Genomic DNA, 13,602 nt, shown 5'->3' with positions numbered 1-13,602 from the left:
ACGAGCCATCGGTCAAGAAGAATTAACGGTTTTCTTTGTTCGTGGCCTTTTCGGCCCGTTTCTCTTTCTTTCTGGGGGATTCGTCTCCGATTTCAGTATCCGCAGAGGCGGTCTGAATCTCATTATGGGCGCACTGAGGCACATAGCTCAAAGAGCTACGATATAATCGTATGTTGTCCTCAAGAATCGTTGGCGAGAGGTCGTCATACATTTTCAACACCTTGTCGCGGGCGCGGGCGCAAAAGGCAGGAGCTGATTCGTCAGCGATTGTTTGCCCAAACTCATTGGCCAGCTTGGTGCGAAGCTTATCCAGCTTAGGGATTCCATCGCCCCCAAAGGCTTTCGCATAATAGTTGATAAGGGTCGCTTCCGCCTCTTGGATAGCCTTGGTGTGACGTTTTGTGAAACCTACATAAGGTCGAACCAAATCACGGCCTGTTGATCCCTGTTTGCACGTTACCGTGATGACCATAAGCTCGGAATGCAGGCGCAAGAGCTGCTCCGCCTTTAACTCTTCCGGCGCATAGCAGTGGTTCGCGGCATGAGCAGCGGCTTGGGGAAGAAAACACGCTATCAGGACAAGCAGGATTTTCCCTGAATGCCGAATCCTGAATCCTGAATGCTTCATCTTATTCCCATTCAATTGTGCCGGGCGGTTTGCTGGTCACGTCATAGACGACGCGATTGACGCCGCGCACCTCATTGATGATACGAGTCGCCACCTTGGCCAGAAACGCATGATCGAAAGCGTAGGACTCTGCCGTCATCCCGTCAACGGACGTGACAGCGCGTAAACCTAGCACATAATCGTACGAACGGCCATCACCCATGACGCCCACGGTGCGAACGGGCAACAAAACGGCAAAAGCCTGCCAAATTTCGTCATAAAGACCCGCTTTTCGGATCTCATCGAGGTAAACCACGTCTGCTTTGCGCAAAATAGCCAGTTTTTCCTCGGTTATATCGCTTAAGACACGAATTGCGAGACCCGGCCCCGGAAAAGGATGCCGAGAGACAAAAGTTTCAGGTAAACCAAGCTCTTTGCCAAGTTTCCTCACCTCATCCTTGAAGAGTTCGCGCAAAGGTTCAACCAGCTTCATGTTCATGCGCTCTGGCAGGCCGCCGACATTGTGATGCGACTTGATCGTGACGCTCGGCCCGCCCGTAAAGGACACGCTTTCGATCACATCGGGATACAAAGTCCCCTGTGCTAGGAAACCTGCGCCGCCGATCTTGCGCGCCTCGGCCTCGAACACATCGATAAATAATTTGCCGATGGTCTTGCGCTTGGTCTCCGGATCGCTGACGCCCGCCAAAGCCTTTAAAAACATATCCTGTGCCTGTACATGGACAAGCGGGATGTTGTAATGTTTCCGGAACAGCGTGACGACTTCCTCGCCCTCGCCTTCGCGCATCAGGCCCGTATCGACAAAGATGCAGGTCAGCTGCTCACCAATCGCCTCGTGAATCAACACCGCCGCGACGGAGCTGTCCACGCCGCCCGAAAGACCGCAAATAACCTTGCCAGTGCCGACTTGAGCGCGGATTTTGGCGATTTCCGTCTCGCGAAAGGCCTTCATGCTCCAATCCGCACCGATTCCACATATTTTATGCACAAAGGTGCCCAAAAGCTTCGCACCGTCCAGCGTATGAACGACTTCAGGATGGAATTGCGTTGCGTAAATCTTGCGCTCGTCATTCGCAATGAAGGCGAACGGTGCGCCTGTGCTGGTTGCCACAACCTTGAAGCCTTCGGGGATCTTGGTCACGCGGTCGCCGTGGCTCATCCAGACTTGCTGCGTTGAGCCGGTGGGCCACAGCCCCTCAAACAACGCGCAGCTTTCGGTGATTTGCAATTCCGCTTTGCCAAACTCGCGGGTATGGCCGCTTTCCACAAGGCCGCCCAGCTGCATGCAAAGCGTTTGCTGGCCATAGCAGATGGCCAGAACGGGAACGCCCAAATCCCACACGGCTTGAGGCGCGCGCGGGCTGCCGTCTTCCGTGGTCGAGGCGGGCGAGCCGGAGAGGATAATCCCCTTGGGCGCAAAGGCCTTGATCTGCTCATCCGTCCGGTTAAAGGGGTGAATCTCGCAGTACGCCCCCGCTTCGCGCACGCGCCGCGCAATCAGCTGCGTGACTTGCGATCCGAAATCGAGAATAAGAATTTTGTCCATAGAGAGTAAGATCCTATATTGGTAACCAGAACGACGTACAACGAGCTTATACACGGGCTAGAGCGTTAAATCATCGATTTTCTGCCTTAACCTGCATCCCACCCGATTCGCGCAATATCCCATTAGCATCAGAGGTGTAGAGTCCGTCGTTGCCATAGAGGATGAAGGGTTGCGCAATTGTCACGGAGGTTCCGTCCTTCCCCTCCCCTTTTAGAGCACAGATGATGATGCGTTTGCACGTTCCGCCCTCTTTTTTTGACCAGATGGGCTTGATGATAATTGTGGAAAAGGACGTGCTGGCCAGCATGATAATCTCGTCCTGTCTGTCGGCACGGTGGATCATGGTCATGCACCCGCCTTGCTTTAAGGCCTGCGCCGCACGCATCAGCCACACAGACAAATCCGCCTCCTCGCTTTCCGTGTTGGCCATCCTTTTGGACGGATTGGCCGAGGCGCTGTGGGTCTTGCCGTGGTGAAAAGGCGGATTCATCATGACGTGATCAAATTGTCCGGCGCCTTCATGCGCGGGCGCAGCAACGTCGCCGTGCTCGACCTTAAGTCGATCTTCAAAGCCATTAAGCGCTATGTTCGAGGCGCACAACGCGGCCATTGGCTCTTGCAGCTCCAGCCCCGTAATGGAAACATCGCCAACCCTAGCCGCCAAAGCCAGCATAGCGCCGCCAACACCGCAGCCAAGCTCTAGCACCTTCTCGCCCTGCCCTGCCTGCACCGGAACGGCGCTGGCGAGCAGCAGTGTATCCACGGCAATGCGATAGCCGCTCGCAGGCTGCTGCACCGTTATGCGACTGTTAAGGAGCTTGTCTGTTGTCGTATCCATCATTCGCTGATAGTCTTTTCCTGACCGTTTTTCTTTGGCCACGCTACGACAACAGGGTTCCTTATGGCTACCATTATTCCTCTTAAAACGCCCCACGAGCCGCGCCGTGATGCGCTGGCCGATTTGACGGCGCTGGTTGCCGATGATTTGGCCGCGACAAATCAGATTATCGTGCAGCGCATGGAAAGTCAGGTTCCCCTTATCCCCCAACTGGCCAGCCATATCATTGCGGCGGGCGGAAAACGGCTAAGGCCTGTTCTGGCGCTCGCGGCGGCCAAGCTGTGCGGCTATCAAGGCCAGCGTCAGCGTAAACTGGCGGCAGCGGTTGAGCTTCTTCACACCGCGACGCTGCTGCATGATGATGTTGTGGACGCCAGCGATCTGCGACGCGGCCTGCCCTCGGCCAACGCTCTGTTTGGTAACCAGCCCAGCATTCTGGTCGGCGACTTCCTGTTCAGTCGCGCCTTTCAATTGATGGTTGAGGACGGCTCAATTGACGTGCTGCGGATTCTGGCTTCGGCAACAGCCGTGATTGCGGAAGGCGAGGTTCTTCAACTTACGGCCAAGAACGACAGTGCGACCAGTGAGCAAGCCTATCTTGAAATCGTGCGCGCCAAGACCGCCGAGTTGTTCGCCTCCGCCTGCCGAATTGGCGCGGTGATCGCGGCAAGGCCCGCAGCGGAAAAGGAAGCCTTGCGCACCTTTGGCCTGAACCTTGGCATTGCGTTTCAGATTATTGACGACGTGCTGGATTACGATGCAGCGCAAGAGGATTTGGGCAAAACCCTAGGCGACGATTTCCGCGAGGGCAAGATCACCCTGCCCGTCATACTAGCGATCCATCGCGGCAGCGAGGCTGAACGCGCTTTCTTCAAACGCACGATGGGGGATCAAATCCAACGAGACGGCGACTTTGACCATGCTCTTGACATCATGCGCCGCCATGGGACTTTGCGGGACAGCGTGGACCGCGCCAATCATTACGGCGCAATTGCCCACGATTCCTTGGGGCTTTTCCCCGATGGTGCGATAAAGGCGGCGTTGCTGAACGTCGTTGATTTTACAATCCAACGCGGGTTTTAGAACAAAATCCGAATTGGTTAAATCACCTGCCGCAAGCCGAGTGTGTTTTTATAGAGTCCGTCAACCTATAGCCTAACTCCGATAAAGCGATCATGTAAAAAGAAAACAAACGGGATGCCCGTTTTCACGGGCATGACGGGTTTTTGTTTAAGTTTTACCCTCTATCGTCATCCCCGCGCCCTCGTCCCGCCGCTCTTGCGGCGGGCGAAAGGGCAAAGCGGGGATCCCGTTTTTTTTATTCAGTTTATCTGACGCAGGCTATACGTTCGTTGCCGTAGGTTTAACCCCAGTCTAAGTCTTGGACATCATATTGCTGTATTTTATTCATCATCTGATTGAATCGTTTCCGCAAGATGGGAATGTCGCGTGAGACATCATCAGCGATAAGGACAGAGTGATGTTCCGTGTGGACGGCGGGATCCTTGGCCATGCGCCTCATCAAATCTTCGCCCGCTTTTTTCTGAATATCCAGCAAGAGATTCTCTCGGCGTTTTTCGCGACCAGAACAAACAAGGCCCAATTGCTCCTTTGTTTTCATGGCATCACGTAGTTTTTTTCTTTCGTTCACAACAGACGATAAGGACACATGATAAGCCTTATAGGCAACAGAATTATCAGCGGCAAATTTGATCGTGTCGCACGCCAACCTTCTTGCCATTCTGTTCTGTCTCTTCGTGTCCCCCCTATATAACCTATGCGCGACTTCTTCCATACAAACGCGACCATTTTCTGTCGCCTGACGCGCCGCCTGCAAAAAGCATTGAGCCACGAGAGGTTTTGTTTGAGATAACAACGCACTTCGTCTAAGATAAGGGGCTATGCTAAAAAGATAAGGAAGAGGGCTTTCACCCTTTGGCAGTAGATTTACAGCGCCCGTCGCGTAGCGCAAAACAATCCCACTCCAAAGGGCGCTGTCACGCGGGAGCGTGCTGATGTACGCATTATCTAAAGCCAATGATTCATGGATGAAGCCCCTTTGGTTTAGGGCAGAAGGGAGCTCTTTAAACGCGCCCATTTGACCGCTTGCCCTAATGGCTTGGCTTAGGATGGGGATAATTTTTTTAAGCGCGGCAAAATCCTTCGTCTTCGCCACTTTACTTAAAAGAGCATGGGCGTTGTCGACAAATGCGCCTAAAATTTCTCCTTGCTCTTTAAGCTTGGCAATCGCTTTCGGGCTGACTTTCTTGTTTTTACCCATATGAATATGCTCCTCGTGTTGATCTTTGACTGCTTTTAACAACACCATAGGAATAAGGAAACATATCATTATAGTTAATGGTTTCATGCGCTCTTGCTTTACGGGCGCGATAGAGCTTAAGAACCGTTGCACACTAGGGCGTACAGCGCTATAACCACGCGCCTAAGCTTTTAGTACATGTTCGGAGAGTAGCTCAGCCCGGTAGAGCACTGCCTTCGGGAGGCAGGGGCCGGAGGTTCGAATCCTCTCTCTCCGACCATTAAAAAAGCCCCATAGGGGGGCTTTTTTAATGGTCAAAGATTAGCATTTCGAACCGAAGAAGGAGGTTCGACAAAACTGCGAAGGCGGTTTTGGACGCCGCAGTCACGCCGTAGTTCTGAAAGAACGGAGGCTGACGAGGCGCCGCTTGACGGGCAAAAACGCGAGAAGCGAGCGTTTTTGATCAATCCTCTCTCTCCGACCAAACAAAAAGCGGGGCATAAGCCCCGCTTTTTATTGATAACTAAGAACCTCACTTAACGTCCGAACAAGCCCTTCAGGAAACTTTTCTTTTCCTCTTTGGGGGCAGGAGCGGCCACGGGCGCGGATCCAGCAACGCTAGGGGCAGTAGCTGGCGTTTCCCCTTTCACAGGAGCAACGGCAGCGGGAGCCGAACTTTCCATTTTCTTGGCGGTCTCCTTTTCGCGTTCCTCCATCTCTTTCTTCATCGCAGCTTCTTCTTTTTCCTTTTGAGCTTCTTTAATCTTGGGATCTTTGAGCGAGTCAGGAACAAGCACAGCGCTGATAACCTGAACAACGCCATTATTAGAACCTAAATCTTCAGTCGTAATGGTCGCCTCGCCAACCTTGAGTGTTTTGCCCATGCCGTCAAAACCAATCATCTCGCCGCTGGCCGAGCTAGGCGAAGCGCGGCGGCCCTTGATATTCGTAGCAAACACGACGCTGCCGTTGATCATATGATAATGAACAAGGTTTTTAAGACCGTCCTTGGTTTCTTTGGCACGATCCAGAACATCAGACGAAAGCTTATCCATCGCAGCGTTATTAGGCGCGAAAATGGTAAGCCGCGCATCTTTGCTGGTGAGTTCGCTTTCAAGGCCCGCTTTTTCCACAAGATCGGCAAATTTGCTAAGGTCTTTATTCTCTTTCAGAATCTTCATGACGTTTTCCGGCTTGGCGGGTGGCGTCGCTGCAAGAGCCGAAAATGAAAGTGAAAAACCAAGAAGCAGTGAAGACAAGAAGGCAAAGGTACGAGTCTTGTTCATGTTTTCTCTCCAGTTATCGCGGAAGTCCCAGAATCGGGCATTTTGATAGGCATTTGCTCTTTTTAGATTTATATGTATTCGCGCCAATGGTCAATCAGGTGATTCACAATGGAAGAAAACAACTTTTTTACAATTCTTTTCAATCTGCTGGCCGGAGGCGGGCTTGGCCTCGTCTCGGCTTCTCTCGCGGCGCATTTTGGCTATCGCTCAGCCGATAGATTGCCGGGAGAAAGCCGCAGACCCCATTGCTTCTTTTGCTTAAAGCCCCTTCAACTGCATGAATACTTTCCTCTATTCGGGTGGCTCTTAAGGCCTGCCTTCAAAACATTCCCCTGCCCTTGCGGTAAAAAAACAGGGCAGTGGATGCAACCTGTTGTTGAAGTGGCGGGCTTTTTGCTGGGTGTGATCGCCGTCGCCATCGCGGGCTGGTCGCCCATTCTTATCCCGCTTTGTCTGGCGCTAGGACTGCTCCCCGCCATTGCGATGATTGATTTGGCCTTTGGCATTATCCCCGATGGCCTGAATATAACGCTCGGCTTCTTAGGCGTGATGGGGCTTATTGTCGGACAAGGCGACCTGTTTATGGGGCTTGTCGGGTCAGCAGGCCTTTTGGGCATGGGGCTTTTACTCGCTATCGTTTACAGCAAGTGGCGCGGGCGTGAGATGTTAGGCTTGGGCGACGTCAAATTCTTCGCGGCCACAGGTCTGTGGCTTCCCGTCGTCATGATCCCTTGGTTTTTAGTCATATCAGGCCTTTTAGGCGCGGTGATGGGGCTTCTTTGGAAGCATATCAGCGGCGCGAAAGAGTTTCCCTTTGCCCCTGCTTTGTGTCTGGCTTTGGCCGGATGTCTGTATTATCAGTTGTTTGTCTACGCTTACTTATAACGAGCCTTCATGAGCTTTGCCCGCGCCCTTGTCACTGTCAGTGGTTTTACGATGCTAAGCCGCGTCGCGGGCTTTGTTCGTGATACGCTGACAGCCATGTTTTTAGGGGCAGGGACAGAGGCCGACGCGTTCTTTGTTGCGCAGCGTATCCCCAACCTGTTCCGCAGCCTGTTTGCTGAGGGCGCTTTCTCGGCCGCCTTTGTCCCGCTTTACACGGCAGAGAAAGAGCGTCACGGCGATGAAGCTGCCAAGCTTTTTGCAGGTGAGGCTCTGGCGCTTATGATCGCGCTGCTGGTTCCCTTTACGATCCTCATCATGCTGTTGATGCCATGGGCGCTCCGCTTGATCGCGCCGGGCTTTCATGATGAGCCGATTAAATTCGCGCTAGCCGTGAAATACAGCACCATCACTTTTCCCTATCTGCTTTTGATCTCCATTACCGCCTTGCAAAGCGGCGTTTTGAACGCGCATGGCCGTTTTGGCCCCGGAGCCGCCGCGCCCATTATGCTCAACATCGTGATGATTTCCGCCCTCCTTTTCAGCAGTTTTTTTAGCTGGAACGTGGCCGAGGCTTTATCTTGGGGCATGGTGATTTCTGGCGCGGCGCAGGCGCTCTGGCTTGCGATCAGTTGCCGTAATGCACGGATTAACATTCCCCTTATGTGGCCGCATCTGTCTGAGGCGGGTCGCAAATTGTTCAAGAACATCGGCCCAGGAGCGGTAGGTGCAGGCGCAACGCAGATCAATTTGCTGCTGACCACCATTTTGGCTTCCATGCTGCCGACGGGCGCGGTGTCGTACCTCTATTATGCGGATCGGCTCAACCAATTGCCGCTTGGCATCATTGGTGTGGCCGTCGCCACAACCCTTTTGCCCATCCTGTCAAAGCATGAAACGAACGGCGATAGCGGCGCGATCCGCCACACCATCAGCCGCGCGATTGAATTTAGCTTTGTTCTTGGCCTTCCTTCGGCTGTTGGCCTTGGCCTTGCTGCGGGGCCAATTGTCCAGACGCTCTTTGAGCATGGCGCGTTTACGCATCTAGACACGGTTGAGACGGCGGCGACCCTTTCGGCCTATAGCCTTTGCATTCCCGCCTTTCTGCTGGCTAAGATTTTCGCCTCGCGCTTTTTCTCCTACCAAGACACAAAGACCCCCGTTCAAATCGCCATTGTGTGCATGGTGGCGAATGTCACCCTCGCGGTTCTTCTGATGAACTGGCTTGAGCATGTTGGCATGGCATTGGCGACAAGCGCCGCCACGTGGCTTAACGTCATCCTCCTTTACAGAAAGCTGCAAAAGCGCGGTGAGAGCCTTGCCGATGAAACGCTGAAAAAGCGCCTACCGCGCCTTTTCATAAGCGCAGGCGGCATGAGTGTCCTGACCTTTTTAACCTGCCGCTGGACGGCGTTTTTATTCGATTCCACGCCTCTTTTAAGCAAAATGGGGGGGCTTCTCCTTATAATGGGGCTTTCGTCCGTCTTCTATGCTGTGCTATTACATATAACGGGCGCAATGCAACTAGGAGAGATCCTGACGCGTTTCAAAGGCGCGCCAGCACAAAAAGGCAAGAGCGATGTTTAGGATTATTTCATTAAGATCGATTTTCTGCCAAGACGGGCGATGGCGTTAGTCCTTACCCGTTTTGTCATTCCCGCGAAGGCGGGAATCCAGCGCCGAGCGTCCGCGAGGCGTATGAGTCTTAGGCGCGGCAGACGCCGCGCAGCTGGATCCCCGCCTTCGCGGGGATGACACAAGTTAAAACAGACGAATTAGCTTTGCAAACATCAATCAGGAGTCCCACAATGAAACGCATTTTCTCTGGCATGCAGCCTACGGGCAATCTTCACCTTGGCAACTATCTTGGCGCTTTGAAAAACTGGGTCAAGCTACAAGACGACTATGAGTGTTTTTACTGCGTCGTCGATTTGCACGCGATCACGCTACCGCAAGACCCTGAAGCTTTACGCAAAGCAACGCGTGAAGTCGCGTGTGCCTATATGGCATCGGGCATCGACACAAACAAAAGCTCACTGATCGTCCAAAGCATGATGCCCGCGCATACTGAGCTGGCATGGATTTTGGGCACGAAGGTTCCGCTTGGCTGGTTGAACCGCATGACGCAATTCAAGGACAAGGCGGGCAAGGATCAAGGCAAGCAACTGTTGGGCCTTTACAGCTATCCGGTTTTGATGGCGGCTGACATTCTGGCCTATAAGGCGACGCACGTCCCTGTCGGCGAGGATCAAAAGCAGCATGTTGAGCTAACGCGCGATATCGCGATTGCCTTTAACAACACCTATGGCGACACCTTCCCCATTCCTGAACCGTTGATCATGGGCGAGGCGACGCGCATCATGTCGCTACGCGATGGCAAGATGAAGATGAGCAAGTCGGACGAATCCGATTACTCGCGCATCAACATGACGGACGATGCCGACACGATCATGCTGAAAATCCGCAAGGCGAAGACCGACCCTGAACCTCTGCCGGAAACGGCCAAGGAGATGGCGGAAAGGCCAGAGGCCAATAACCTTGTGACCATTTATGCCTCATTGGCGGACACAACAGTGGCCGAGGTTCTAAAAACCCACGCGGGGGCACAGTTTTCGACCTTTAAGAAAGATTTGGCTGATCTGGCGATCTCTAAGCTAGTTCCCATCACAAACCGCATGCGTGAGCTGATGGCCGATCAAGCTGAAATCGACGCGATTCTTGCCAAAGGGGCGGACAAAGCCAATGACCTCACCCAAAAGCACCTGCGCGATGTCAAAGATCGGGTCGGATTTTTGTAAAGCACTTCTCTTCTCTTGAAAAAAGGTGAACGGGGCTGTATTCTGCGCCGTTCACCCTTTTCAGGAATAGAGAAACACAGTGCTTTTTAATGCGCAGGATATTGCAAGGCTGTTTGATGCACGTGATCGCGTGCGCGGTCACACCTATCAAACCCAAGGCCACGTCAAAGACGTTCAGCTTGACACTCAAGGCGCGCGGCTCAGTGCCCTTGTTCAAGGCACGGCGAACTCGCCCTATCGCGTCGATATCGAAATCGGCAAACGGGGTGGCCGCGCAACAATCCAAAGCTATTGCTCGTGCCCTGTCGGTTATATGTGCAAGCACGGCGCGGCGACGCTTTTTGAAGCCATTGCGCAGGATAGTCGCAAGCACGAACGCATCGGCGATTTTACCTTGGCCGGTCGCAAGGGCGCGGCCGCTGCGCTATCAACGCAAACGCTTGGCTGGCTTAAAAATCTGAAGGCAGGTGAAAACAACGCCTCCCTTCAAGACAGCCGCCTCATCTATATTCTTGCACAGGACGAAAAAGGGGGCGGTAGCCTTATCGTAACACCTTACTCTCAGCACAAGCTGCGCGACGGTGGGTGGAGCGGTAAGAAAAATGTTGGTTATGGACAAGCCACGATGATGCGTCAGCAAGGCAGCCTTTATCATGAGCAAGACAAGGGCATCTTTCTTCTTTTAAAAGACCATTATGGGAGTCAGTTGCCCCATATAGCGTGGTCGTTTGATACCGATGGCGATTATGTTGATTTTATCGTAACCCGTATTTTAAGCACGGGTCGCGCCTTTCTGGATCATGAAAACACCTCGCCGCTTATAAGGGGCAAAGACGAAGAAGGTCATCTGTCATGGACGCTTTTGCCCGACATGCGGCAACGCCCGACCATCGCCCCTGCTGGGCGTGATTTGACGCCCCTTTTCCTGCCTAGCCCGTGGTATGTCAACGTGGCCAATGGCGCGATGGGTCGGCTTGTCTGCCGTGAAGAAGCGCAGATCGTAGCGCGTTTTCTTAAAGCGCCGCCCATCACACAAAATGAAACGCCCGCGGTACGCAAGGCCATGAAGGAAATTGACGCGCCTTTACCCGCGCCCTTTAAAATCCGCGACATGAAAGACAAGCTTGAGACTCCGTCCGCGCATCTGAACCTAGTGCAAACACCCAAGGGTGAGCAAACGGCTAGGCTTTCCTTTACCTATGGTGAGGAAGGGACGGCCTCTACCCTTACGCCAACACATTATACAGCGGTCAAGGACGATGAAATTCGCCTCTATAAACGTAATGGGGCGGCAGAGAAAAAACTTCTAAAGAAGCTTGAGCAGCATCATCTGATGCCCGCCCCCCATCCGTTGGGCGATTTTGCCTCCGCGCAGCCTTCCCTTCTCTTGCCCGATGAAACGGCCTCACCTTGGTTTTGGCTGGATATACGTCACACGGGTCGCGCATTGCTTGAGGCCGAAGGCTTTGTGATCAGCGACAACGCGCCGCAGCCCGCCATCATCCTTGAGCCGGATAGCGAGGACATCGACGCGTCGTTTGAGCAAACGGGCGATTGGTGGTTTTCGATGGATCTGGGCATTACAATAGGGGGGGAGCGCATCCCCCTTTTGCCCATCCTTGTCGCCATGATCAAGAAGCTGAACGCGCACGCCGATATTGATCGTCTGACCGAAGGCGGCAAATGCTATGCGCCACTGCCCGATGGTCGCATGATCGCGCTGCCTGCGGATCGTATCCGCACGATTTTGAAAACACTGGTTGAGCTGTTCGACGACAAAGCGCTGAACAAAGACGGCACGCTGCGCGTGTCGATGGATCTGACCGCTGCGTTCTTGAAGTTAGAGGCAATCACCAGCAAGCGTTGGCTTGGCGAAGGCGGCCTTCGCAAGTTGATTGAAAAACTGGGCAACTTTGAAGGCATCAAAAAACGCGCGTTACCTAAAAAGCTGGATGCCACGCTGCGGCCCTATCAAATCGATGGCTACAACTGGCTGCACTTTCTTGGCGAATACGGGCTGTCCGGCATTCTGGCCGACGATATGGGACTGGGTAAAACCATCCAGACCCTCGCCTATATCCAGTCGCTTAAAGAATCCAAAAAGCTTGAAGATCCTTGCCTGATTGTCATGCCGACCAGCCTAATTGCCAACTGGCAGGCGGAGGCGGCCAAGTTCACGCCCTCCCTTAAAGTCCTGACCCTTCATGGCAAAGAGCGCTTCACCCGATTTAGTAAGACCGAACACTATGATGTTGTTCTGACAACTTATCCTTTGCTGCCGCGTGACAGCGAAAAGCTGGCGGGGCAGAAATGGAGTCTTCTGATCCTTGACGAGGCGCAGGCCATCAAGAACCCAGCGGCTAAGATGACTCAGGCGGCTTGTTCCCTGAAAGCCAAGCAAAGGATTTGCCTGACGGGTACGCCTGTCGAAAACCATTTGGGCGAGGCGTGGTCTATCTTCACCTTCCTGATGCCGGGTCTTTTGGGCGATCATAAAAAGTTCACCAAGCATTATCGCGCACCGATTGAAAAAGACGGTGATAATGATCGCAAGAATCTTTTCGCGCGGCGCTTGCGGCCTTTCGTTCTGCGCCGCCTGAAATCCGAAGTTGAAAAAGACCTGCCGCCCAAGACAGAGATTATCCGTCACGTCACGCTGGCCGACGATCAGCGCGACCTGTACGAAGCCGTGCGTCACGTCATGAACGACAAGGTGCGCGATGAAATCGCAGCCAAAGGCCTTGCGCGAAGCCAGATTGTTATTTTGGACGCGCTGCTAAAGCTTCGCCAGACGTGCTGCGATCCGCGCCTTGTCAAGCTAGAGGCTGCGCGGAAGGTGAAATCCTCCGCCAAGCTGGATGAGCTGATGGAGATGATACCTACCCTTATCGAAGAAGGCCGCAAGATTCTCCTTTTTTCGCAATTCACCTCGATGCTCGATCTGATCAAGCTAGAGGTCGAGAAGCTGGACATTCCCTATGTTGAGCTTCGCGGCACGACCAAAGATCGCGCCACGCCCGTCAAACGTTTTCAAGCTGGAGAGGTTCCCTTGTTCCTTATCAGCCTTAAGGCTGGCGGCACGGGACTCAACCTGACGGCGGCGGATACTGTCATTCATTATGATCCATGGTGGAACCCTTCCGTGGAAAATCAGGCTACGGATCGCGCCCATCGCATCGGCCAGACGAAGCACGTCTTTGTATACAAGATGATCGCGGAAGGCACTGTGGAGGAGCGTATAGTGGAGCTTCAAGGCCGCAAGGCTGGCCTTGCCGCCGCGCTGTTTGGTGATAAACCCGCTGCTGCCGCTTCCCTTACCCAAGACGATATCAAGTGGTTAATGGGGGGGTAAAAGATCAATCAC

Annotated in this window: 10 protein-coding genes and 1 tRNA gene; 6 read left to right on the top strand and 5 right to left on the bottom strand. The window is 53.4% G+C overall.

Going from position 1 to position 13,602, the window contains the following annotated elements:
• Positions 1-22 precede the first annotated feature (22 nt).
• The 3 genes from WC612_04310 to WC612_04300 all read right to left on the bottom strand — a co-directional run bounded on the left by WC612_04310 (position 23) and on the right by WC612_04300 (position 3,015).
• On the bottom strand, positions 23-628 hold the full coding sequence (locus WC612_04310; protein ID MFA6279998.1) for a hypothetical protein: 606 nt from the start codon (positions 626-628) through the stop codon (positions 23-25).
• A 1-nt stretch (position 629) separates the two neighbouring features.
• Entirely contained in the window at positions 630-2,174 is a 1,545-nt protein-coding gene (gene guaA / locus WC612_04305) for a glutamine-hydrolyzing GMP synthase (GenBank protein MFA6279997.1), read from the bottom strand.
• Positions 2,175-2,244: 70 nt separating this feature from the next.
• Complete coding sequence (locus WC612_04300; GenBank protein ID MFA6279996.1) at positions 2,245-3,015, bottom strand: methyltransferase; 771 nt, start codon at positions 3,013-3,015, stop codon at positions 2,245-2,247.
• A 60-nt stretch (positions 3,016-3,075) separates the two neighbouring features.
• Between WC612_04300 and WC612_04295 the strand changes: the two genes are divergently transcribed.
• A complete protein-coding gene (locus WC612_04295; protein MFA6279995.1) occupies positions 3,076-4,095 on the top strand; it encodes a polyprenyl synthetase family protein in 1,020 nt (339 codons plus the stop codon).
• A gap of 280 nt (positions 4,096-4,375) precedes the next feature.
• Here the strand turns inward: WC612_04295 and WC612_04290 are convergent, their stop codons facing one another.
• Complete coding sequence (locus WC612_04290; protein MFA6279994.1) at positions 4,376-5,293, bottom strand: hypothetical protein; 918 nt, start codon at positions 5,291-5,293, stop codon at positions 4,376-4,378.
• A 182-nt stretch (positions 5,294-5,475) separates the two neighbouring features.
• Between WC612_04290 and WC612_04285 the strand changes: the two genes are divergently transcribed.
• A tRNA-Pro gene (locus WC612_04285) sits at positions 5,476-5,552 on the top strand.
• Positions 5,553-5,808: 256 nt separating this feature from the next.
• Here the strand turns inward: WC612_04285 and WC612_04280 are convergent.
• Positions 5,809-6,558, bottom strand: coding sequence for a fasciclin domain-containing protein (locus WC612_04280; GenBank protein ID MFA6279993.1), 750 nt, complete (start codon positions 6,556-6,558; stop codon positions 5,809-5,811).
• 108 nt (positions 6,559-6,666) lie between these two features.
• On the opposite strand from WC612_04280, the gene WC612_04275 reads away from it, so the two are divergent.
• The 4 genes from WC612_04275 (at position 6,667) to WC612_04260 (ending at position 13,590) form a co-directional block, all read left to right on the top strand.
• Positions 6,667-7,443 (top strand): A24 family peptidase, encoded by a 777-nt coding sequence (locus WC612_04275; protein ID MFA6279992.1) that lies wholly within the window; start codon positions 6,667-6,669, stop codon positions 7,441-7,443.
• A 9-nt stretch (positions 7,444-7,452) separates the two neighbouring features.
• Positions 7,453-9,027, top strand: coding sequence for a murein biosynthesis integral membrane protein MurJ (murJ, locus tag WC612_04270; protein MFA6279991.1), 1,575 nt, complete (start codon positions 7,453-7,455; stop codon positions 9,025-9,027).
• Positions 9,028-9,248: 221 nt separating this feature from the next.
• The gene (gene trpS, locus WC612_04265; GenBank protein MFA6279990.1) at positions 9,249-10,238 is read left to right on the top strand and encodes a tryptophan--tRNA ligase; all 990 of its coding nucleotides are present in this window, start codon (positions 9,249-9,251) and stop codon (positions 10,236-10,238) included.
• A gap of 79 nt (positions 10,239-10,317) precedes the next feature.
• Positions 10,318-13,590: a DEAD/DEAH box helicase gene (locus tag WC612_04260; GenBank protein MFA6279989.1), complete on the top strand. Its 3,273-nt coding sequence runs from the start codon at positions 10,318-10,320 to the stop codon at positions 13,588-13,590.
• Positions 13,591-13,602 lie beyond the last annotated feature (12 nt).

This window comes from Bdellovibrionales bacterium (genome assembly GCA_041662785.1).
In the GTDB taxonomy this organism is placed as follows: domain Bacteria; phylum Pseudomonadota; class Alphaproteobacteria; order UBA9219; family UBA9219; genus UBA8914.
This window is presented reverse-complemented; position numbering and strand designations above follow the sequence as displayed.